Annotated in this window: 20 protein-coding genes; 5 read left to right on the forward strand and 15 right to left on the reverse strand. The window is 71.4% G+C overall.

The features are described from left to right. Positions 1-95 precede the first annotated feature (95 nt). The gene (locus MUY14_RS02440; RefSeq protein ID WP_247020347.1) at positions 96-1316 is read left to right on the forward strand and encodes a MalY/PatB family protein; all 1221 of its coding nucleotides are present in this window, start codon (positions 96-98) and stop codon (positions 1314-1316) included. Then, positions 1313-2506 (forward strand): amidohydrolase family protein, encoded by a 1194-nt coding sequence (locus tag MUY14_RS02445; RefSeq protein WP_247020350.1) that lies wholly within the window; start codon positions 1313-1315, stop codon positions 2504-2506. The genes MUY14_RS02440 and MUY14_RS02445 overlap by 4 nt, the downstream gene beginning before the upstream one ends. 60 nt (positions 2507-2566) lie before the next feature. Here the strand turns inward: MUY14_RS02445 and MUY14_RS02450 are convergent, their stop codons facing one another. Genes MUY14_RS02450 through aroB form a run of 9 tightly spaced genes read right to left on the reverse strand, consistent with a single transcriptional unit; the run spans position 2567 to position 10689 of the window. After that, positions 2567-3187 (reverse strand): DsbA family protein, encoded by a 621-nt coding sequence (locus tag MUY14_RS02450; protein WP_247020352.1) that lies wholly within the window; start codon positions 3185-3187, stop codon positions 2567-2569. Positions 3188-3189: 2 nt separating this feature from the next. Next, positions 3190-4023, reverse strand: a complete 834-nt coding sequence (mca, locus tag MUY14_RS02455) for a mycothiol conjugate amidase Mca (protein WP_247020353.1) — start codon at positions 4021-4023, stop codon at positions 3190-3192. Beyond that, entirely contained in the window at positions 4020-4745 is a 726-nt protein-coding gene (locus MUY14_RS02460) for an SDR family NAD(P)-dependent oxidoreductase (protein ID WP_247020355.1), read from the reverse strand. Before MUY14_RS02460 ends, mca begins: the two co-directional genes overlap by 4 nt. Beyond that, the gene (locus tag MUY14_RS02465) at positions 4742-6016 is read right to left on the reverse strand and encodes a glycosyltransferase (RefSeq protein ID WP_247020357.1); all 1275 of its coding nucleotides are present in this window, start codon (positions 6014-6016) and stop codon (positions 4742-4744) included. The genes MUY14_RS02460 and MUY14_RS02465 overlap by 4 nt, the downstream gene beginning before the upstream one ends. Beyond that, entirely contained in the window at positions 6010-6966 is a 957-nt protein-coding gene (locus MUY14_RS02470) for a sugar phosphate isomerase/epimerase (protein ID WP_247020358.1), read from the reverse strand. The genes MUY14_RS02465 and MUY14_RS02470 overlap by 7 nt, the downstream gene beginning before the upstream one ends. After that, positions 6932-7939 carry a BadF/BadG/BcrA/BcrD ATPase family protein gene (locus MUY14_RS02475; protein WP_247020360.1) on the reverse strand — a complete coding sequence of 336 codons (1008 nt, stop codon included), beginning with the start codon at positions 7937-7939 and terminating at the stop codon, positions 6932-6934. The genes MUY14_RS02470 and MUY14_RS02475 overlap by 35 nt, the downstream gene beginning before the upstream one ends. Beyond that, positions 7939-8838 carry a sugar nucleotide-binding protein gene (locus MUY14_RS02480; protein WP_247020362.1) on the reverse strand — a complete coding sequence of 300 codons (900 nt, stop codon included), beginning with the start codon at positions 8836-8838 and terminating at the stop codon, positions 7939-7941. The genes MUY14_RS02475 and MUY14_RS02480 overlap by 1 nt, the downstream gene beginning before the upstream one ends. Beyond that, the gene (locus MUY14_RS02485; protein ID WP_247020364.1) at positions 8831-9502 is read right to left on the reverse strand and encodes an HAD-IA family hydrolase; all 672 of its coding nucleotides are present in this window, start codon (positions 9500-9502) and stop codon (positions 8831-8833) included. The genes MUY14_RS02480 and MUY14_RS02485 overlap by 8 nt, the downstream gene beginning before the upstream one ends. After that, a complete protein-coding gene (aroB, locus tag MUY14_RS02490) occupies positions 9499-10689 on the reverse strand; it encodes a 3-dehydroquinate synthase (RefSeq protein ID WP_247020366.1) in 1191 nt (396 codons plus the stop codon). Before aroB ends, MUY14_RS02485 begins: the two co-directional genes overlap by 4 nt. A 241-nt stretch (positions 10690-10930) precedes the next feature. On the opposite strand from aroB, the gene MUY14_RS02495 reads away from it, so the two are divergent. Continuing rightward, positions 10931-11863 (forward strand): LLM class F420-dependent oxidoreductase, encoded by a 933-nt coding sequence (locus tag MUY14_RS02495; RefSeq protein ID WP_247020368.1) that lies wholly within the window; start codon positions 10931-10933, stop codon positions 11861-11863. Positions 11864-12161: 298 nt separating this feature from the next. After that, positions 12162-13700, forward strand: coding sequence for an FAD-binding oxidoreductase (locus MUY14_RS02500; RefSeq protein ID WP_247020370.1), 1539 nt, complete (start codon positions 12162-12164; stop codon positions 13698-13700). A gap of 54 nt (positions 13701-13754) precedes the next feature. Here MUY14_RS02500 and MUY14_RS02505 read toward each other — a convergent pair whose 3' ends face one another. Further along, positions 13755-14357 (reverse strand): sugar O-acetyltransferase, encoded by a 603-nt coding sequence (locus MUY14_RS02505; RefSeq protein ID WP_247020372.1) that lies wholly within the window; start codon positions 14355-14357, stop codon positions 13755-13757. Between the two features lie 178 nt (positions 14358-14535). Between MUY14_RS02505 and MUY14_RS02510 the strand changes: the two genes are divergently transcribed. Continuing rightward, positions 14536-15489 (forward strand): NAD(P)-dependent oxidoreductase, encoded by a 954-nt coding sequence (locus MUY14_RS02510; RefSeq protein ID WP_247020374.1) that lies wholly within the window; start codon positions 14536-14538, stop codon positions 15487-15489. 999 nt (positions 15490-16488) lie between these two features. Here MUY14_RS02510 and MUY14_RS02515 read toward each other — a convergent pair. The 5 genes from MUY14_RS02515 to MUY14_RS02535 form a co-directional block, all read right to left on the reverse strand. Beyond that, complete coding sequence (locus MUY14_RS02515; protein WP_247020376.1) at positions 16489-18027, reverse strand: alpha-amylase family glycosyl hydrolase; 1539 nt, start codon at positions 18025-18027, stop codon at positions 16489-16491. Between the two features lie 173 nt (positions 18028-18200). Next, on the reverse strand, positions 18201-18794 hold the full coding sequence (locus MUY14_RS02520; protein ID WP_247020378.1) for a dihydrofolate reductase family protein: 594 nt from the start codon (positions 18792-18794) through the stop codon (positions 18201-18203). A gap of 87 nt (positions 18795-18881) precedes the next feature. Further along, positions 18882-19349 carry a VOC family protein gene (locus MUY14_RS02525; protein WP_247020380.1) on the reverse strand — a complete coding sequence of 156 codons (468 nt, stop codon included), beginning with the start codon at positions 19347-19349 and terminating at the stop codon, positions 18882-18884. 46 nt (positions 19350-19395) lie between these two features. Beyond that, positions 19396-20013 carry a TIGR03086 family metal-binding protein gene (locus MUY14_RS02530; RefSeq protein WP_247020382.1) on the reverse strand — a complete coding sequence of 206 codons (618 nt, stop codon included), beginning with the start codon at positions 20011-20013 and terminating at the stop codon, positions 19396-19398. A 154-nt stretch (positions 20014-20167) separates the two neighbouring features. After that, positions 20168-20749, reverse strand: coding sequence for a hypothetical protein (locus tag MUY14_RS02535; RefSeq protein WP_247020384.1), 582 nt, complete (start codon positions 20747-20749; stop codon positions 20168-20170). Positions 20750-20753: the final 4 nt, after the last annotated feature.

Raw genomic sequence — 20753 nt, forward strand, 5'->3', positions numbered from 1 at the left:
GGGATTTTTCGCCTGGCACCGATGAGTTCTGCACCCGCCGGCCGTCACATAGGCAGGCAACAACCACTGGGTGGAGACGAAAACGAGGTGCGGTCATGACGATCGAGCAGGCGAGCGCGACGCTGGTGCCGGCGGCGCGATCGCGGCTGCATCAGGCGTTCTCGGCGCTGTCGGAGCCTGAACTGCGGTCGCGGCCAGGGGCCAAGTGGCAGGTCGTGCGCCCGGACGTGGTGCCGGCGTGGGTGGCGGACATGGACTTCCCGGTCGCGGAGCCGATCCGGGAGTCCCTCCACGACCTGATTTCGGCGGGCGACTTCGGCTACCCGGACTGGCCGACGGGCGCGCGGACCGTGCGCGAAGCCTTCGTCGACCGGATGGCCGACCGCTACGGCTGGTTCGTGAACCCGGGTGACGTGCGCGAGTTCACGAACGTCGCGCAGGCCGTGCGCGTGGTGCTCGAAGCGTCGACGCGGCCCGGTGACGGGATTGCCATCCACACCCCGGCCTTCGGCCCGCTCACGAAGATGATCACCAGCCTGGGCCGCCGGGTCGTGCCGATCCCGATGGAGGACACCGAAGCCGGCTGGCGGTTCGACGCCGGGCAGCTGGACGCGGTGCTGGCCGGGGCCAAGCTGCTCCTGCTGGTGAGCCCGCACAACCCGACCGGGCGCGTGTTCACCCGCGCGGAACTGACCGCGCTCGCCGCCGCCGTCGAGCGGAACGACCTGCTGGTCCTCTCCGACGAGCTGCACGCCGACCTGACGTTCGCACCGCACCGGCACATCCCGTTCGCTTCGCTGAGCACGGAAATGGGCGCGCGCACGGTGACCGTGTACGGCGCGAGCAAGGCGTTCAACCTGGCCGGACTGCGCTGCGCGGTGGCACACCTCGGGCCCAAGTGGATGCACGCGGTGGTGGACGTCCAGCAGGGCCTGCTCGGCTCGGTCAACATCTTCGGCGCGGCCGCGACGGTGGCCGCGTGGACCCGGGGCGACGAGTGGCTCGACGCGACCGTCTCCTACCTCGACCGCAGCCGCTACATGGTCGCCGAGACGATGCGGACCGAGCTGCCGATGGTCCGCTACCACCTGCCGGAGGCGACTTACCTGGCGTGGCTCGACTTCCGGGCGTTCGGCTGGTCGGACCCGACGTCGGTGGTGCGCGAGACCGCCGGCATCGAGCTGAGCCCCGGCGAGTCGTTCGGCCGCGGCGGGCAGGGGTTCGCACGGCTGAACTTCGCGACTTCTTGGCCGTTGCTCTGCGACCTGAAAGGCCGGGTGGCGGCCAGCGTTCCGTTGCTATCGTCCGTGGCATGAGTGCTCCGGAGCCGCTGCTGATCGAGGTGAGCAGGCTCCTGCGCGGCCCGCTCGGCGAATGCGTCCCGGACGCCGCCGTCCTGGTGGTGGCCGGGAAGATCGCCGCGGCGGGCCCGCGCGGGTCCGTGGTGGCGCCGGACTCCGCGCGGCGCCTGGCGTTCCCGGGCGCCACGCTGGTGCCCGGCCTGATCGACGGGCACGTGCACCTGGCGATGGACGGGGGTAGCGACCCGGTGGCGGCGCTGCTCGCCGCGGGCCCCGGCGAAGTCGAAGCCGGGATGGCGGAGCGGGCGGCGCGGCTCGTCGCGTCCGGCGTCACGACGGTCCGCGACCTCGGCGACCGGCCGCCGCGGATCACCGGGCTCCGGCGGGAGATCGACGCCGGCACCCGGCCGGGCCCCCGCATCCTGGCCGCGCTGGCGCCGCTGACCCCGCCGGGCGGGCACTGCTGGTTCTTCGGCGGCGAGGTCACCGGTGAGGCGGCGATGCGGGACCTGGTCCGCGCCAACGCCGAAGCGGGCGCGGACGTCATCAAGGTGATGGCCAGCGGCGGCAGCCTCACGCCCGGCGGCGCGGCGATGTGGGAGTCCCAGTTCACCCCGGCCGAGATGAAGGCGGTCGTCGCGGAGGCGCACGCACTCGGCCTGCCGGTGGCGGCGCACGCGCACGGCACCGAGTCCATCGAGTTCGCGGTCGACGCGGGCGCGGACACGATCGAACACTGCTACTGGCTGGCCGGCGACGCGCAGTGGCACCGCCGCGAGGACATCGCGCGCCGGATGGCTTCCGCCGGCATCGCGGCGTGCTGCACGGCCGGCCCGCGAGACTGGCTGGTGCAGCGGGAAAAGCTCGGCGAGGCGGCGGCCCGGCCGCTGTTCGACCGGATCGCGTGGCTCGACGCGCTGGGCGTGCCGATCCTGCCCGGCTCCGACGGCGGCGTGCGGAACGCGGTGTTCGGCGAGTACGCCGGGCTGCTGGGGATGTACGAGTGGCTGGGGTTCAGCCCGGAGCGGGTCCTGGAGCTGGCCACGTCCGGCGCGGCGGACATCCTCGGGCTGAGTTCGGTGACCGGCCGGGTTTCGCCGGGGTTGAGCGCGGATCTCCTGGTGGTCGCCGGTGATCCCCGCACCTCGACGTCGGTGCTGGCCGATGTGCGCTTGGTGGTCGCCCGCGGCCGCGTGATGTCCTGAACGACTCGTTCATGTCGTCGGACGACATGAACGAGTCGTTCAGGACATTCGGACCGGCGCTCAGGAGAAGTCGGGCTCCGAAATCCGGGCCCGCTTGATCTCCGAAACGTGCTCGAAGCCCGCCAGCGTCGCCAGCGCGTCGAACAGCCGTCCCGCGTCTTCGCCGCGCGCGATCTTCGAGACCACCGGGCCGAAGAACGCCGCCCCGTCGATCCGGATGATCGGCGTGCCGATCTCGATGCCGACCGCGTCCATCGCCTCGCGCGTGCTCGCGCGGACCTGGTCGTCGGCGGCATCCGTCGTGGCGACCTCGTTCAGCTCCGCCGGCAGGCCCAGCTCGTCCAGCGCCGCCGAGATCACCGCCGGGAAGTCCTTGTTGCCCTCTTCGTGGATCCGCTTGCCCAGCGCGGTGTAGAGGTCGCGCAGGACCTTCGGGCCGAGCTGGTCGGCGGCCGCCGTCGCCACGCGGACCGGGCCCCAGGCCGCCTGCATCCGCTTGAGGTACGCCTGCGGGTCGTCGAGGTACTGCTCCGGGATCTCGCGGTCGGCGTTGACCACCGAAACGCTCATCACCCGGAACCGCAGGTCGATCTCCCGGACCTGCTCGACCTCCAGCAGCCACCGCGACACGACCCAGGACCACGGGTCCATCGGGTCGAACCACTGTTCCACGGTGTTCATCCTTACCCCTTCCGCACTTCGATGCCGGCGAACAGGTCGTCCTCCGGCCCAGAGCCGCCCACCCGGGAACGGGCGAGCTCGAAATCTTCGGTCGGCCACAGCTGCCGCTGGAGCTCCAGCGGGACGGCGAACCAGTGGCTGTCCGGGTCGATCTGGGTGGCGTGCGCGAGCAGCGCCGCGTCCCGCCGCGGGAAGTGGTCCGCGCACGGCACCCTGGTCGTGATCCGGGCGTAGACGTCCGGCTTGGTGTCCCACTCCTTCAGCCACTCGTGGTACGGCGACTCCAGGCCCGCTTCGAGCAGCGCCTCGTGGAACATCGCCATCTTCTTGCCGCACCACTCGTGGACGTAGTAGAGCTTCAGCGGCTGCCAGTCCGGGTCGTCGCCGGCCGCCTCGAACGCCGCGACCGCGACCTCGTGCGCCCGGATGTGGTCCGGGTGCGGGTAGCCGCCGTTCTCGTCGTAGGTGATCACGACGTGCGGCCGGAACTCCCGCATCTCGACGAGCAGCCGTTCGGCGCACGTTTCCAGCGGCAGGCTGGCGAACCGGCCCGGCGGGACCGGGGTGCCGTCCGGCCAGCCGGAGTCGGCGAAGCCGAGCCACCGCTGCTCGACGCCGAGCACCTCGATCGCGCGGGCGATCTCGCCGCGGCGGACCGCGGTCAGGTCGGCGCGCACTTCCGGGGTGTCCATGGCCGGGTTGAGGATGCTGCCCTCTTCGCCGCCGGTGCAGGTGACGACCAGGACTTCGTGGCCCTCGTCGACGTACCGCGCGAGCGTCGCCGCGGCCTTGCTCGATTCGTCGTCCGGGTGCGCGTGCACCGCCATCAGCCTCATCGTGCCCTCCGCACCAGGGTCGCCCCGCCGTCGACGTCCAGGCCCTGCCCCGTGATGTGCTTCGCGGCGGGCGAGCAGAGGAACGCCACGACGTCGGCGACGTCCTCGGCGGTCTGTTCCCGGCCGAGCGGGACGCGGTCGGCGACGACCTCGTCGAACTCGGCGCGGCTGACGTCCTGCCACTGCTTGCTCCAGACGAACCCGGGCCGGACGGTGTTCACCCGCACCCCGGCCGGCGCCAGCGCGACGGCGAGCGAGGTGCTCCAGTGTTCGAGCGCGGCCTTCGCCGCGCCGTACGCGGGCGAGACGACCCACGGCATGTTCGCCGCGATCGAGCTGACGTTGCAGATCGCCGAGCCGCGGCCGAAGCGCTCGCGCAGGGCGCGCGTCACGCGGTAGGCCGTGGTGAGGTTGAGCGAGAAGATGTCGTCGAACACCGCTTCCGGCGGCCACGTCGGGTCGTCGACGGGTTCCAGGTGCGGCCGCCGTTCGCCGCCGAGGACGTTGACGAGCACGGTGAGCTCGCCGGGCAGCGCCGCCGCCAGTCTGTCCACTTCGGACGCTTCACGCAGGTCGCAGACGAAGCCCTTGGCACCGGCGGGAACCACCGGTTCGACCACGTCGACCGCCACGACTTCGTCGACCACGCCGGCGTCGAGCAACCGCTCGGCCACGGCCGACCCGATCCGCCCGCCCGCCGCGGTGACCACTCCGGTCCTCATCGAGACGCCCCTTCCGGGATTCGTGCCGCCACCGCGCGGTAGTCCGCGACCAGGCGGTCCATCGGGTAGGTGGCGGCTGCCGCGGCCGCCGCGGCAGCGCCCATGCGCTCGCGGTCCCGCAGGCAGGAAAGCAGCCCGCACACGGCAGCCGCGACGGCCGCGGTGTCCACCGGATCGACCAGCAGCCCGGTCCGGCCGTGCTCGATCTGCGCGCACAGCCCGCCGACGCGCCCCGCGACGACCGGCCGTCCCTTGGCCATCGCCTCGGTGACGGTGAGCCCGAACCCTTCCGCGAGGCTCTTCTGCACGACGACGTCCGCCCGCCGTTGCAGGGCATTGATCAGCAGCGCGGCCCGCTCGGCGTCCCGCTGCGAAGTGCGTACGAGGTGCACCCGGCGCCGCAGCGACGCGGGCAGCTCGGCCCGCAGCCGCCGCACCTCGGCGAGCACGGCGAGGCCTTCGGGATCGTCGGGGATCTCTTCGGGGTCGTTGCCCGCCAGCACGAGGTGGACGTCGCCGGGCAGGCCGGGCAGCAACCGCAGCACCCCGGGCATGTCCTTGAGCGGGTCCCAGCGCGAAACCTGCAGCACCATCCGGGCGCCGACCGGCATGGGTGCATCCTGCTCGACGGCGGCGAGTTCGCTCGCGGTCCCGGCCGTCAGCCCGGCCTCCGCCAGCAGTTCGCCCGTCTCCACCCCGCACATCGGCCGGTTCTTCGCCGCCTTCGGGTCGAAAGCGGGCGCGCACACCGCGACCGGCCGTCCCGGCGGCGCGTACTCCGCCAGCGCCGTCACCACGACGTCCACAGAGGACAGTTCAGCCGAGAAAGCCCGCCACACCACTTCGGGTCCGGCCGCACCCGCGGCGTCGGTCCCGATGTGGCAGTGCCACACCACCCGCGCGCCCGCGCCCGCCAGCGCCGGGGCCAGGCCCAGCACCTGCGGGTCGTGCAGCACCACGGTGTCGCCCGGCCCCACCCGCGCGGCCAGCCACTGCGCCTGCGGTGCCAGCACCTCGCGGTAGTGGTCCAGGTCGGCGGTCGAGATGCGCGGCGCACCGCGGTCGTGCAGCAGGTGGTGCAGGGACTTGGTGAACGCGAAGAACCCGTCGTCCCCGGCGATCACCGCCCACCCCGCATCGATGCCGGCCGCGAGCTGCGCCGGCACCAGCCCGTGCAGCAGCTCGGCGACGCCGCCGCCGGTCGCGGTCGCGTTGACGTGCACCAGCCGCGGCCCCGGGCCCGGCTCCCGCACCCACGCGGGCTTCACCACGTCCGCCCTTCGGCCACCGCGTCCGGCACCATCGACCGGAGCACGCCGAGGCCGCGTTCGATGCTGCGTTCGCGGGGGAGCAGCGTGTCCTCGTGCTCGAGGTACAGCACGCCGTCGAAGCCTTCGTCCTGCAGCGTCGCCACGATCTCCGCCCACGGCAGCTCGCCGAGGCCGAGCGCGCGGAACCGGATCGGCGGCTGCGGGCCGTAGCGGCCCCAGCCGGGGCCGGCCGGCAGGCCACGCCCGGACCAGCGCTGCAGGTCCTTCGCGTGCACCGAGCCCATCCGCGTTTCCCAGCCGCGCACCGCGTCGACCGGGTCGTGGCCGGTCGCGGCGAGGTTCGCCGGGTCGACGCACAGGCCGAGCACGTCGGCCCAGTCCTCGGTCATCGAGAACAGCAGGTCCGCGCTCGCGCGGTCGTAGACGACCTGCTTCGGGTGCGGCTCCACCAGCAGCCGGACGCCGGCCTCGCGCGCCGCCCGGACCAGCGGCTCGGCGGCGGTGCGGAACGCGGCGATGTTGTCCGCCCAGCTCACGTCGCTGTGCCACCACGACAGCCAGCGCCCGAAGTCGGGGCAGCCGGGCAGCAGCCGGACGTCCGGCGCGCCGAGCCGTTCGGCCAGCCGGATCGCGCCGAGGGCGCAGGTGAGCGCGTGGGCGCGCTTGGCCGCCGCGTCGCCGCGGTGCACCGGGTCGGTGTGCCGGTCGTGCGGGCCGAGCAGCAGCTGCGCGTCACGGCTGTTGCTGACGCAGCCGATCTGCTGCCCGCGCAGCACCTCCGCCACCTCGTCGCGGTAGGTCGCGTCGTCCGCGCACCGGACCGCGTCGATCAGCCCGAACGTCGTGTCCGTCGGCACGTCCAGCCACAGCGGGCCGAACTTCTCCGCGTGCCGCAGCGCGGTGGCCAGGTCGAGGTCACCGAACGCCGCCAAGCACAGTCCCAGCTTCATGTCGCCTCCTCGGGGGGAGCGCCGCGGCGTAGGCGTCGAGCCCGCCGGGCAGCGCGGGTTCGCCGGAGCCGGCGAACCGGTCGAGCGCGGTCAGGACGACCGAGGCCGTGTCGGTCACGAGGTCGGCGCTGCCGGCGCCGACCGGTCCGGTCAGGTGGTGGGCGAACTGCTCGTACAGCTCGGGGCAGCCGGTGAACACCCCGCCCGCCGCGGCGACGGCGAACCCGTCCGGCAGACCGAGCGCGTCGCGGACCGCGTACACGCCTTCCGCCAGATCGCCGACGGCCTGGTCGATCACGCCGAGCGCGACGTCGTCGCCGGCCAGCCAGGTCTCGCAGATCACCGGCGCGAGCGCGGCCAGGCCCTGCTTCGGGAACGGCTGCGCGGCCAGCCGGCGCGCGAGGCCGGCGACGGTCGTCCCGGCGTACTCGCTCAGCGCGTCGACGAGCTTCGTCTCCGGGCCGCGGCCGTCGGTGGCGCGGACGGCCGCCCGCAGCCCGCGCAGGCCGATGTCGACGGCGCCGCCCTCGTCGCTGCCGAGGTATTCGCAGCCGCCCGCGTTGGCCACGCGCTTCCCGTCGGTGCCGAAGAAGCCGGAGCCGGTGCCGCACACGGCGACCACGCCGACGCCGGAGAGCGCCGGGACGCCCCACAGTAGGGGCAGCACGTCGTTGGAGACGACCAGCCCGGCGTCCAGTCCCACCGCGTCGGCGGCGGCCCGGGCCCGCTCGAGCTCCGGGCCGATCCCGCCGGGCCCGGCCGCGGCGCTGGCCAGCCAGCCGACCGACGGCCCGGTCCCGAGCACGGCGCCGATCTCGGCGAACGCCTCGCGCAGGGTGCGGCCGGCGGCGTCGCCGGTGGCGTGCGGGTTGATCGACGGCAGCTCGAACGTCCGCCGCGGGCCGCCGTCCCCGGGCACCACCAGAGCCCGGGTCCGGCTGCCGCCGGCGTCGATCGCGAACCGGCCGACCATCAGACCGCGACCACGGGGCCGGTCCGCAGCATCTGCCGCAGCCCGTCCGCCGGCGTCATCGGCGTCCAGCCGGCCAGCCCGGGCAGGTGCCCGAAGTCGTCGCAGGCCAGCGAGGAGTGCCGCGGGCGCGAGGCCCACAGGGTGTCGCGGCGCAGGACCGGCCGCACCAGCGCCGGGTCGGTCCCGGTGAGGCGGTAGGCCTCCGTCGCGAAGTCGAACCGGCTCAGCTCGGCCGGCCCGGCCAGGTGCGCGATGCCGGCCGGCAGCTCCGGCACGTGGCAGAGCGCGGCCAGCACCGCCGAGACGTCGTCGATGTGCACCGGCGTGAACGACTGGTCGGTCGGCGCCTCCAGCTCCTCGCCGGCCGCGGCGGCCTGCAGGCAGCGCTGGCCGTAGGTGGCGCGGTGCGCCGGGCCGGTCCAGCCGTAGACGAGGCTGACGCGCAGCGCGAGGTTCGGGCCGGTCAGCAGTTCCTGCTCCGCCAGCGCCTTCACCCGCCCGTAGACGTTGTGCGGGCTGATCGGGTCGGCCGGGCGGTGGCCGCCGCGCGAACCGTCGAAGACGTTGTCGGTGGAGACCAGCACGGTCGGCACCCCGGACCCGGCGAGCAGCTTGGCCACGCCGTGGTGGACGGCCTCCGCGCGCTGCTCGTTCGCTTCGATCCACGTGACGTCGCTGGGCCCGTGGGTCAGGATGACCCGCGCCGGGCGCAGGGTGTCGACGTGGGTGCGCAGGCGTTCGCGGCCCGCCGGGTCGTCGAGATCGACGGACAGGTGCCCGGCGTGGGCGAGCGGCGTGGTCGACACGGTCGCCACGTCGTGGCCGTCCGCGCGCAGCCGGTCGGCCACCGAAGCGCCGATCAGCCCGCGGCCGACGACCAGAACCGTGTGGTCAGACATGGGTTTCGCTCCTCCTCGTCAGCGCGATCGAGCCGGTGCCCACCGTGGCCGCCAGTGCGGCGAGGTCCGGCACCAGGATGTCCACATCGGACGGATCACCGAGCAGGGGCCCGTCGATGCCGATGACGCGGCAGCCGGCGGCCCGCGCGGCGAGCACGCCGGGCCGGGCGTCCTCGACGACGACGCACGACTCCGGCGCGAAGCCGAGCCGCGCGGCGGCGGCGAGGTAGCCGTCGGGGGCCGGCTTGCCGCGCGGGACCTCGCCCGCGGCGATCAAGACGGCCGGGACCGGCAGCAGCACGCTGGTGAGCCGGGCGGTCGCGAGCGGCCGCGTCCCGGACGTCACCACGGCGTGCCGGGTGCCGGGCAGCGCGGCGAGGATCTCCGCGGCCCCGGGGCACGCCACGAGCTCGCTGGTGTCCGCCGCCTGGAGCAGTTCCAGCGCGGCGGCTTCACCGGCGGCGTCGAGGTGCGGCGCGACGGCCGCGATCGTCTCGGCCGACGGGCGTCCGTGGCAGGCGGCGACCACGGCGTCCGGGTCCAGCCCGTGGTCCACCGCCCAGGCGCGCCACGACCGCTCCACGGTGCTGCCGGATTCCACCAGCACGCCGTCGAGGTCGAACAGCACCGCCGCGCACGACAGCGCATCGGCCGGGGTGCTCATGCCGCCCTCGCCCCCTCGCGGGTTTCGGCCAGCGCGGTGGCGCGGGTCGCGGCCATCGCCATGGCGACCTCGTCGTCGGTGACGTCGTCGGCGATGACCGTGCAGCCGTACTCGATGGGCAGCACGAACCGGATCTTCGAGTCGCGGATCTTCCGGATCTGGCCGAGCGCCGCCGTGACGGCACCCGCCTGGACCGAGCTCGGAAGGTCCAAAGTGGACGTCGGCAGCCCGCAGCGGTTCAGCAGGCCGACCAGCCGCGCGCGGTCCTTCTCGGCGAGCATCCCGCGCCGCACCGCGATTTCGGCGGCGATCGTCATGCCGTAGGCAACGGCCTCGCCGTGCAGCACCGGGCCGTAGCCGGTCACCGTCTCGACCGCGTGGCCGACGGTGTGGCCGAAGTTCAGCGGGCGCCGCAAGTCCACTTCGTACGGGTCCAGCTGGATCAGCTCGGACTTCACGACGCTCGCCGCGCGCACGATCTGCTCCAGCGCGGGCAGGTCGCGGTTCAGCGCCAGATCGGCGTTGTCCTCGATGAGGTCGAACAGCGGCGGCGAGCCGATCATGCCCTTCTTGATGGCCTCGGCCAGCCCGGCCGCGATCTGCCTGCGGTCCAAAGTGGACAGGTAGGCGACGTTCGAGACGACCGCCTTCGGCTGGTAGAACGCGCCGATGAGGTTCTTCGCGCTCGGGTGGTCGACGGCGACCTTGCCGCCGAGCGCCGCGTCCACCTGGCCCAGCAGCGTGGTGGGGACGTTGATGTACGGGATGCCGCGCATGTAGGCGCTGGCGACCCAGCCGATGGTGTCGATGACCACGCCGCCGCCGACCGACAGGATGATGTCGCGCCGGGCGATGGACGTGCCGGCCAGCCAGTCGAGCATGCGGACCGCGGTGTCGATCGACTTGTTGGCCTCCCCGGGTGCGAACGACGTCATCGAGACGTCGATTCCCTTGTCCCGCAACGAGGTCGCGAGGCGCTCGGCGTGCAGCGCGGAAACCGTGTCGTCGGTGATGAGCGCGACCCGGCGCCCGTCGATCTGGTTGAGGAGGAATTTCTCCGCGCAGGGTTCGGCCTTGCAGACGAACACCGAATAGGTGTCGTCCCGGCTGGCGGAGGCGGTGAACGGCTCGGTATCGTCCGCGGCGGGAATCGGTACCAGATGCGGACAACGCACGTGCTCGAGCATGGTTTGACTCCCCTTGAAGTCCTCTTGATCGCGCAACCGCACCTTGCGGACCCGCTCGGTGTCCAAATCGTGGAACCCCGTGCTCCGGCTGGTACTTTGGTAGTCACCGGGAATGGCCGGGTGGCGAGCACCGCGGGCTGCGCCGTCGCTTATCGAACTCTCGCACCGGTCCTTGTCGTGCTCATCTCCGAGCGTGCCGCCTCGCTTAGCGCGTCCGCCTTGCCGGGATAGGCTTTTCGCCATGGAGCTGAGGATCTTCACCGAACCGCAGGAAGGTGCCGCCCACGGCGATCTGCTGCGCGTGGCCCGGCACGCCGAAGCGACGGGGTTCCCCGCGTTCTTCCGGTCCGACCACTACATGCGCACCGGAACCGCGGCGGCGCACCCGGGCCCGTCGGACGCGTGGGTCACGCTCGGCGCGCTGGCGCGGGAGACCAGCCGCATCCGGCTGGGGGTGCTGCTGAGCCCGGTGACGTTCCGGTACCCCGGCGCGCTGGCCGTCACGATCGCCCAGGTCGACGAAATGTCGGGTGGGCGCGTCGAATTCGGCATCGGCTCGGGCTGGTTCGCCGGCGAGCACGAGGCGATCGGCGCGCCGTTCCCGACCAAGGGCGAGCGCGTGGACCGGCTGGGGGAGCAGCTCGAGATCCTCACCGGACTCTGGGGGACCCCGGTCGGCGACACGTATTCCTTCGAGGGCAAGCACTACCGCATCGTCGACTCGCCGGCCCTGCCGAAGCCGGTGCAGCAGCCCCACCCGCCGATCATCATGGGCGGCAAGGGGCCCCGGCGCCTGCCCCGGCTGGTGGCGCGCTACGCGAACGAGTTCAACAACTCCCTGTGGGACGAGGAGAACACGGCCGCGCAGTTCGACCGCGTCCGCGCGGCGTGCGCGGAGATCGGCCGCGACCCGGCGGAGATCACGTTCTCGGTGGCCCAGACCATCTGCGTCGGCGCGGACGAAGCCGCGCTCGCCGCACGTGCGGAGAAGATCGGCCGCACGGTGGAAGACCTGCGGGAGAAAGCGCTCGCCGGCTCGCCCGCGGAGGTCGTCGACAAGCTCGGCCGGTGGCGTGAGCGCACCGGGCTCTCCCGCGTGTACCTCCAGGTCCTCGACCTGGCCGACCTGGACCACCTGGACCTGATCGCCGCGGAGGTCGTCCCGCAGGTCTAGGGGTCCGCCGCGGTGTCGAAGGGGGTTTCCTCAGCAGGGGGAAGTCCCCTTCCTTTGTGTGGTCACGGGGAGTGTCAAAGTGAATCTTTTTTGTTAAAGGCACGACGCAAGATGCTGGTCAATCACCTGATCGGTTAATTTTTTCCTCTCAATTCTTGACTCGGCACTCAGTCGCGATCGCAGAGGAACGGCAGAAATGCTCAATGAGCGGCAGGTCACTGGTCGGAGAAAATTCCTCACTGGCGCAGTTCTCGGAGTCGGCGGGACGGCGCTCCTCGACAACGGGCTCCTCACCGGCGTGGCGGGAGCCGCCGAATCCACCGCGGCGGGCGCCGATTGCCCCGCCTCGATCGTCAACCCCGCGGACCAGCAGTACCCGGACCTGGTGCGTGCCCTCAACGCCCGGTTCGTGGCGCACCCCGAGCGGGTCGCCGTCATCGACTCGCCGTCGCAGGTCGCGCCGCTGGTGACCGCGGCCGTCAGCGCGGGCAAGCGGATCAGCGTCCGCAGCGGTGGCCACTGCTACGAAGACTTCGTCTACAGCGACGAAACCCAGGTCATCCTCGACCTGAGCAGCATGAACCGCATCTACTACGACCAGCAGCGCAACGCGATCGCGGTCGAGTCCGGGGCGATCCTGCTGGACGTCTACGAGAAGCTGTACAAGACCTGGGGCGTCGTCATCCCCGGCGGCGTCTGCTATTCCGTCGGCGTCGGCGGGCACGTCGCCGGCGGCGGCTGGGGCTGGCTGGTGCGCCGCAACGGCCTGGTCGTGGACCACCTGTACGCCGTCGAGGTCGTCACCGTGAACGCCGCGGGCCGGGCCCAGACGGTCGTGGCCACCCGCGAGCCCGGCGACCCCCACCGCGAGCTCTGGTGGGCGCACACCGGCGGTGGCGGCGGCAACTTCGGCATCGTGACGCGGTACTTCTTCCGCTCGCCGGGCGCGACCGGCACCGACCCGCGCAAGCTGCTGCCGAAGCCGCCCGCGCGGACGAACTTCACCGTCGCCGGCTGGAACCTGAACAACCTGACGGAGGCGCAGTTCTCCCGCCTGGTGCGGAACTACTCGCAGTGGCACATCGACAACAAGTCGCCGAACAGCCCGGCCCGCGACCTCACCGCTGCGCTGTCGGTGAACCACAAGTCGAGCGGGGCGGTCACCGCGCTGGCGCAGCTGGACGTGTCGGTGCCGAACGCGCAGGCCATCATGGACGGCTACGTCGCCTACCTCGCCGACGGCGTGGCGCCCCCCGACTTCGTCGCCCCGCAGACGCTGCCGTGGCTGCAGTTCGTCGAGCTGACCGGGACGACCAACTCGGTCGCGAACGACCCGACGTCGCGCGCGAAGTACAAGGCCGCCTTCATGAAGGGCTTGTTCACCCGGGCGCAGACCGCGGCGATGTACAAGCACCTCACCCGCGACGACATCAGCAACCCGAACATCAACATCATCTTCCAGCCCTACGGCGGCCAGGTTTCCGCGGTGCCGCAGGCGAACACGGCCATCCAGCACCGCGACGCCGCCTACCAGGTGCAGTGGTCGTCGGTGTGGAGCGGCGCCGCCGGCGACGCCGCCAACATCGCCTGGGCGCGCGAGGTCTACTCCGAGGTCTACGCGGCCACCGGCGGCGTCCCGGTGCCCAACGACGTCTCGGACGGCTCGTACGTCAACCACTGCGACGCCGACCTGAGCGACCCGGCGTTCAACAAATCGTCTTCGCCGTGGTCCGCGTTGTACTACAAGGGTGCGTACCCGCGCCTGCAGGCCGTGAAGAAGAAGTACGACCCGCGCAACGTGTTCCGGCACCGCCAGTCGGTCGAACTCCCGTCCTGACCCGCGTACGAAAGGCCCCGGACCGCTCAGCGATCCGGGGCCTTTTCGTTTCGGTCAGCTCGCGATGTCGATGGGCCGGTCTTCGCCCGGCTCGATGGTCCGGATGACGCGGGCCGGCGCACCGACGGCGACGACGTTCGCCGGGATGTCCTTCATCACCACGGAATTCGCGCCGATCACGGCGTTTTCGCCAATCGTGACACCCGGGCCGACGATGCTGCCGGCACCCAGCCAGACGTTGTCCCCGATGGTGATGGGCTTGCCGTAGCCCCACTTCGCGCGGCGCGACTCGGGCTCGATCGTGTGCCCGGCGGCCAGCAGCTGCGAGTACGACCCGAGCAGGACGTCCTCGCCGATGGTGATCTGCCCGACGTCGAGGAAGATGACGCCGAAGTTCGCGAAGCTGCGGGCCCCGATCTTGGTCTGGTACCCGTAGTTGCAGTAGAACGGCGGGCGCAGGTAGGCACCCTCGCCGAATTCGCCGAAGAGCTCTTCGCAGATCTCGCGGCGCCGTTCGCCTTCCAGCACGGAACTGCGGTTGTACTCCTCCAGCAGTACCTGCGCGCGCCGGACCTCCTCGCTCAGGAGTTCCCCGTTCGCGAGGTGGTACTCGCCGGCCAGCATCAATTCCTTCATCGCGTGGTCATCAAGCTGCATGGCGACGCTCCCTGGGGTCCTGGTTCACCGTTTCACGGTGCCCGCGCGCCCCGGACCAGGACATCTCCCAGCGTGCCGATCCCCTTCCACCCCGGCGAAAAATGCGCTGAGGTAGGGCAGGATGACTGTCGGCAAAGACGAGCGCGATCATTCGTCGGCGAAGCGCGAAAGGATGAAAATGATACTCGTTACCGGCGGCCTGGGTTCCATCGGGTCGCACACCGCACGGGGTTTGCTCGACCAGGGCGAGTCCGTCGTGCTCACCGCGCACCGGTCGACCGAACTGCCGGAATACCTCGCGAACGAGGCCGAGGGCCGGGTCGTCGTCGAGCCGCTGGACACCACGGACGAGCAGGCGTTCCTCGACCTGGGCAAGCGCCACGAGATCACCGGCATCGTCCACCTCGCGGCGAGCTACTTCGCCACCCCCGACCCGGTCGAGTACCTCCGCGTCGAAACCCTCGGCCTCCTGAACGCCCTCAAGGCGGCGTCGGTCTGGGGCGTCCGCCGCTTCTCGGTCGCCAGCTCGATCGGCGTGTACGTCGGCGTCGACGACTCCGCCCCGTGGCGCGAGGACGCGGCCCTCCCGGTGCTGCCCCTGCCCCAGATCCTCCAGTTCAAGAAGACGGCAGAGCTGTTCTCGATCGCAGCCGCGGCCGCCGGCGGCTTCGAGCTGGTCAACCTGCGCATCGGCACGATCTGGGGTCCGCTGAGCCTGCCGGACTCGCCGTTCTTCGCCCTGCCCCGACTCCTCAGCTCGGCGGTACTGGGCGAGGACGCGGACCTGACCCCGCCCCGCCCGGACGCCTACGCCGAGGACGCAACGGACCTCTGCTACGTCAAGGACTGCGGCCGCGCGATCGCCCTGTTGATGACGGCGAAGCACCTGAACCACAACACGTACAACGTCTCGAGCGGCCGCCTGGTGCCTTACGCCGAGATCGTCGACGAGATCAACAAGGCGGTCCCGGGCGCGAACATCACCCTCCCCCCGGGCCGCAGCCCGGAGCGCCCCTCGCCGAACTACCTGGACATCACCCGCCTGCGCGAGGACACGGGCTTCGAGCCCGAGTACGACTCGGCGCGGACGGTGCAGGACTACGTCGCTTGGCTGAAGACGCACGAGCGGTAGGTCGGATTCGGGAGGGCCCCAGGCAGCGCCAAGCGCCGCCTGGGGCCCTTTCGCGTGGCGGGGGACTCGCGCGGGGGCCGGGCCTCCGCGCGAGTCCTCCGCTCGGGGCAGTGCGGATCGTCGGCTGGGGTGTTTTCGTGCTTCGGGTAGTGCGGATCGCTGGCTGGGGTGTTTTCGTGCTTCGGGTAGTGCGGATCGCTGGCTGGGGTGTTTTCGTGCTTCGGGTAGTGCGGATCGCTGGCTGGGGTGTTTTCGTGCTTCGGGTAGTGCGGATCGCTGGCTGGGGTGTTTTCGTGCTTCGGGTAGTGCGGATCGCTGGCTGGGGTGTTTTCGTGCTTCGGGTAGTGCGGATCGCTGGCTGGGGTGTTTTCGTGCTTCGGGTAGTGCGGATCGCTGGCTGGGGTGTTTTCGTGCTTCGGGTAGCGCGGATCGCTGGCTGGGGTGTTTTCGTGCTTCGGGTAGTGCGGATCGCTGGCTGGGGTGTTTTCGTGCTTCGGGTAGTGCGGATCGCTGGCTGGGGTGTTTTCGTGCTTCGGGTAGTGCGGATCGCTGGCTGGGGTGTTTTCGTGCTTCGGGTAGTGCGGATCGCTGGCTGGGGTGTTTTCGTGCTTCGGGTAGCGCGGATCGTCGGCTGGGGTCTTTTCGTGCTTCAGCAGCGTGGATCGCCGCCTGGGGGTTCTTCACGCGGCGCGGACTTGCGCGGGGCGAGGCTTTCCGCGCCCGGCGGTGCGAGCCGCCGCCCGGCGGCCTTTTCGCGGGGTTGCGGACTCGCGCGGGCTTTCGCGCGTTGCGGACCCGCGCCTTCCTCGCGTTGGGACCCGCGTGGGCCGGGCTCGCCGCGTGGGGCCCGTCCTGCGCCCGGCGCGGTGCGCAAGTTCGCCCCGTCTGCACCCGGTCGTGCGCCCCGCCCCGGTGGCGGCGGTGCTGCCTGCCGCCGACGAAAGATCCCGGCCGGGTTGTGGTGACCGGGCCGGGATCCGTTCGTTGCGTCGAAGCGCGTCAGTCTGCGGCGGCCCGGTAAATGCCGTAGCCGTAGCCCGAGACGTGCAGGCCCGCCGCGTCGTAGCTCGTGCCCTGGCCGAGGATCAGCTCGCCGGGGTCCGGGACGGTCAGCGTCGCCGGGCGCAGGGCCGGGTTGACCACCACGGTGAATTCGCCGCGGCGGTAGACGAACGGGTAGCCGGCCCGCACGATCGAAACCTCGCCCCGGGCGCCGAGCGCCGGGTTCGCCTTGCGCAGGGCGATCAGCTCGCGGACGAGGTTCAGGTTCGAGTCCGGGTCGGCCTGCTGGGAGGCCACGTCCGGCCGGGTCGGGGACGGGTTCGGCGGCAGGTACGTGACCTCCGGATCCGCCGCGTCCCACTGCATCGGCGTGCGCGAACCCGCGCGGTTGAAGCCGTCTTCGAAGACCTGCAGCAGGCTGCCCTCGTGGTCGGGCAGGCCGGGCTGGTACTGCGTGCCGATCTCGTCGCCGTAGTAGATCGCCGGCAGCGTCGGCCACGTCAGCAGGAACACCAGCGCGCTGCGCGCGTGCCGGGCCGAGCGGGAACCCGCCACCAGGCGCGGCCAGTCGTGGTTCGCCGTGGGCAGGATGACGTGGCCGCGGTCGCCGATCGACGCCGTCGTCGTCGCCCATTCGGCGAGGAACACGTCGATCGAGCCCTGGCCCGCCGCGTCGAAGTAGGCCGGTCGCGGGTCTTCCCACGTCATGTCGTAGACGGCGCGGTTGTGGAACAGCGAACGGAACGCGCGGCTTTCCCCGTAGTGCATGAAGAAGTCCGCGTCGAACCCGGCCGGGACAGCGACCTTCGGGTCGTTCCACTCCGACAGCAGCACCGTGCCGGGGTGCGCGCGGTCGATCCACTCGCGCACGTCGCGCCACAGCTTCGACGTCTCGACGAGGCCGGGGTCGTCCTTGATCAGGAACGGCGCCATGTCGACGCGGAACCCGGCGATGCCGTAGCCCATCCAGAAGTCCATGATGTCGCGCAGGGCCTGCCGGTTTTCCCGCGGCCCTTCGGCGTCCACCGGCTGGCGCCACGGCTCGGCCTCGTTCGGCCGCCCGTAGCCGAAGTTCAGCGCGGGCTGCACGGGGAAGTAGTTCGGCAGGTAGAAACCCTCGCGGCTGCCGGGCGACGGCTGGAAGTTCGGGCCCCGCTCCGCCGCCCAGATGTACCGGTGGTCGTCCGGGTCGTTCGCCGAGTGCACGAACCACGGGTGCTCGTTGGAGGTGTGCCCCGGCACGAGGTCGAGCAGTACGCGGATCCCGTGCCTGCCCGCCGAATCGACCAGCTTGAGCAGGTCGTCGTTGCTGCCGTACCGCGGGTCGACGCGGTAGTAGTCCGCGACGTCGTACCCCGCGTCGAACATGGGGGAGGCGAAGCACGGGTTCAGCCAGACCGTGTTGACACCCAGCCACGCCAGGTAGTCCAATTTGGACTCGACGCCCCCGAGATCGCCGATCCCGTCCCCGTTCGAGTCCGCGAAGCTCTGCGGATAGATCTGGTATAGGACCGCATCCGCCAACCAGTCAGCCATGCTTGCCAAGCTACAAGAACCGCCGGTCGGCGGGCGTATCCGAACGTGCGGGAAGGCCCGCGCGCGCGACTGCGCCGAGGCACGCAGATCGCCGAGAGCGGCCGTGCTCCCGGCGATCTGGTAAACGTTTTCCCTGACGGCCGGACGCGTTCACCGGCCGGGCGCCGGACCGGTCAGCGCTTGACGTTGTAGTGCAGGTGCAGCACGCGGTCGCCCTGGATGACGACGTCCGGGTCTTCGAGCTGGACGGTGCCGGCGTGGCTGCCGAAGTACCGCTTGCCCTCGCCGAAGACGACCGGCGCGACGTCCAGCGCGACCTCGTCGACGAGCCCGGCCGAGAACGCCTGCCCGGCGACGTCACCGGCGGCCACGCAGACCAGCCCGTCACCGGCGAGCTTCTTGGCCAGGTTGATGCCGTTCTCGATCGAGTCGGCCGTGTGGAAGGGCGCGTCCGGGAACCGGGCCAGCCACTCGTCCGGCAGCGGCCGGTGGGTGACGACGACGAGCTCGTCGGCGGACGCGGGCTTTCCGCCCCAGCCGTCGAACGTGTCGAACAGGTGCCGGCCGATCACCGTGACCTTGATGGCGTCCCAGAAGGGCTGCACGTAGTCCGCGGACGCCTGGCTGACGTTGAACGACCACTCGTCGTTGGCGCGGATCGTGACGTCGCCGTTCGAGTACCAGTCGAACAGCGGCCCGACCGAGTCGTCCGGGTAGGCGATGTAGCCGTCCAGCGAGACCACGGCGTGTACGACAACTCGGGCCATTGCATCCGCTCCTTGATTTCATCGGCGGCGCAGGACATTCCTGCGCCCGTTGGCGATGCTATCGGCGAGGCCGCGGCGCGCATCTCCCTAATTGCTCTCCTCGGCGAGTTCGACGATGAGACCTTCGGGACCGCGGACGTAGCACATCCGGAAGATGTTTTCGTAATTGACGATCTCGCCGATGGTGTCCAGTCCTTTTGCCCGAATTCGCTCGATCGTGCTGTCCAGATTCTCGACGATGTACGCGATGTGCCGGAACCCCAACCGGTTCACCGCCGGTGCCTGCGCGTCCGCTGAATCCGTCGCCGGGTCGACCGGGTGGTGGAACTTGGTCAGCTCCAGTTTTCCGCTCCCGTCCGGCGCGTTGACCATCACCATTTCCAGCCGCACGCCCTCGAGTCCGAGGATCCGCTCGACCCACTCGTCTTCGATCCGCATCGGCGCGGCGACTTCGAAGCCGAGGTCGGCGAAGAAAGCCGTCACCGCTTCGAGGTCGTCGACGATCACACCGACGTGCTCGAACCGCCGCACGCCACCCCCGGCCGCACCGCTCATGGTGAATTCCCCTCGCTCGTCGGACGATTCAGGTTCGTCGCGAAACCTACGCGGCCGCCTGCGCCCCCGGCCACGGCGACCGGCGCCCCACGTGACCCAGGTGCGCGGTCAGCAGGTCGGCGTCCGCCCCGACTTCCACGGGCGGCCCGAACATCCCGAGCGCCCGCGCTTCGGGCCCGACGAGCACGGCAGCGAACTTCTGTGCCGCGGCGACGACCTCGGCGTCGGGCGCGTAGGCGATCCCGCCGCCGCTCGCCAGGTCCCAGCCGTGGGTGAGCACCTCGTTGAGGCACATCAAGGCGTGCACCGAACCGGGCGTGTCCGCGCCGCCCTTGCCCGGGGTGACCCGGTCGAGGATCCCCGGCTCGGAAAAGGCGGTGACGCATCGGTCCCCGAGCGCGCGAACGGTGGCCGCGGGGTCCGCGCCGAGCCGTTCGGTGTGCGCCAGGTGCTCCAGCCGGTCCGGCTGCGAGTCCGCGGGGTCCAGCGCCGGCCCGGTCGCCGCCTGCGTCGCCAACCCGACCATGCCGAGCATGTGGTTGCCGACCTGGCGGACCGACCACCGTTGGCACGGGCTCGGCCCGTTCCAGGCCGCCGGTTCGATGGCGGCCACCACGTCCGCCGTCGTCCGGAAAGCGCGCTCGAGCAGTGTGGGCAGGTCCATGTCCGTCCTCTCGTCGCCGGCTTTCCTCCAATCTGGAACATGATCAAGCAAACGATCATCTCGCTGCGTGCGAGGTTCGCCTTTGCGGTGGTCAGCGGCTCGGAGGCAAGTGCTTGGCGTACCGGGGAACGGGCCGGGTGCCCACAAGTGACGGTCAGGCAGCCCGGTTGGCAGCGGCCTGGTCCGGCACCGGATCGTTCGCCGTCCGAAGGGTGTCTCCGCACGGTGCCGCGAGCCCGCCCGTCGTCGGATCCGAACTGGACAGTGCGGTGCCGCCCGCGACCGGTGGTGCGGTGCCGGAATGCTCCGCGGCCGCCCGGAAGGTCAAGTGGTGCAGCTTCCTCAGGTGCCGCTGCACCAGACCGGCCCGCCGCGCTTCGGCGAAGATGGCCCGTGCGGCGCCGTTCTCGCGGCGACGGCGGTGGCGCGGGGTGGATCCGTGGTCCGCCACGATCGTGTCCTCCAGTGGGTGTGCCGGATCGGTCCGGCGTGTCGGGTTGACGGGTTTCATTGCTCGGTGTGACCGTTCGGTCGCGCGCGAGACACGACGGCCGGGTTCGCCGCCTGGGTAACAAGGTTGTCTCGACTGGAACTCGGCCCGGTCAGGTTGGGCCACCTGGCCGCTCGCACGGTGGGTCGTCCGGACCTTCGCGCGCTGCGGGGGAATGCGGGCCGCCACCGTCCACTGTGGGAGCACACCGAGCAGGAGAAGCTGTTCCGGTGTGGGGCCGATCACGTGG

It is taken from the genome of Amycolatopsis sp. FBCC-B4732, assembly GCF_023008405.1.
Classification (GTDB): domain Bacteria; phylum Actinomycetota; class Actinomycetes; order Mycobacteriales; family Pseudonocardiaceae; genus Amycolatopsis; species Amycolatopsis pretoriensis_A.

Coding starts and splice junctions, on each gene's coding strand:
- MUY14_RS02440 (WP_247020347.1), top strand. CDS start 96: ATGACGATCGAGCAGGCGAGCGCGACGCTGGTGCCGGCGGCGCGATCG.
- MUY14_RS02445 (WP_247020350.1), top strand. CDS start 1,313: ATGAGTGCTCCGGAGCCGCTGCTGATCGAGGTGAGCAGGCTCCTGCGC.
- MUY14_RS02450 (WP_247020352.1), bottom strand. CDS start 3,187: ATGAACACCGTGGAACAGTGGTTCGACCCGATGGACCCGTGGTCCTGG.
- mca (WP_247020353.1), bottom strand. CDS start 4,023: ATGAGGCTGATGGCGGTGCACGCGCACCCGGACGACGAATCGAGCAAG.
- MUY14_RS02460 (WP_247020355.1), bottom strand. CDS start 4,745: ATGAGGACCGGAGTGGTCACCGCGGCGGGCGGGCGGATCGGGTCGGCC.
- MUY14_RS02470 (WP_247020358.1), bottom strand. CDS start 6,966: ATGAAGCTGGGACTGTGCTTGGCGGCGTTCGGTGACCTCGACCTGGCC.
- MUY14_RS02475 (WP_247020360.1), bottom strand. CDS start 7,939: ATGGTCGGCCGGTTCGCGATCGACGCCGGCGGCAGCCGGACCCGGGCT.
- MUY14_RS02480 (WP_247020362.1), bottom strand. CDS start 8,838: ATGTCTGACCACACGGTTCTGGTCGTCGGCCGCGGGCTGATCGGCGCT.
- MUY14_RS02485 (WP_247020364.1), bottom strand. CDS start 9,502: ATGAGCACCCCGGCCGATGCGCTGTCGTGCGCGGCGGTGCTGTTCGAC.
- aroB (WP_247020366.1), bottom strand. CDS start 10,689: ATGCTCGAGCACGTGCGTTGTCCGCATCTGGTACCGATTCCCGCCGCG.
- MUY14_RS02495 (WP_247020368.1), top strand. CDS start 10,931: ATGGAGCTGAGGATCTTCACCGAACCGCAGGAAGGTGCCGCCCACGGC.
- MUY14_RS02505 (WP_247020372.1), bottom strand. CDS start 14,357: ATGCAGCTTGATGACCACGCGATGAAGGAATTGATGCTGGCCGGCGAG.
- MUY14_RS02510 (WP_247020374.1), top strand. CDS start 14,536: ATGATACTCGTTACCGGCGGCCTGGGTTCCATCGGGTCGCACACCGCA.
- MUY14_RS02515 (WP_247020376.1), bottom strand. CDS start 18,027: ATGGCTGACTGGTTGGCGGATGCGGTCCTATACCAGATCTATCCGCAG.
- MUY14_RS02520 (WP_247020378.1), bottom strand. CDS start 18,794: ATGGCCCGAGTTGTCGTACACGCCGTGGTCTCGCTGGACGGCTACATC.
- MUY14_RS02525 (WP_247020380.1), bottom strand. CDS start 19,349: ATGAGCGGTGCGGCCGGGGGTGGCGTGCGGCGGTTCGAGCACGTCGGT.
- MUY14_RS02530 (WP_247020382.1), bottom strand. CDS start 20,013: ATGGACCTGCCCACACTGCTCGAGCGCGCTTTCCGGACGACGGCGGAC.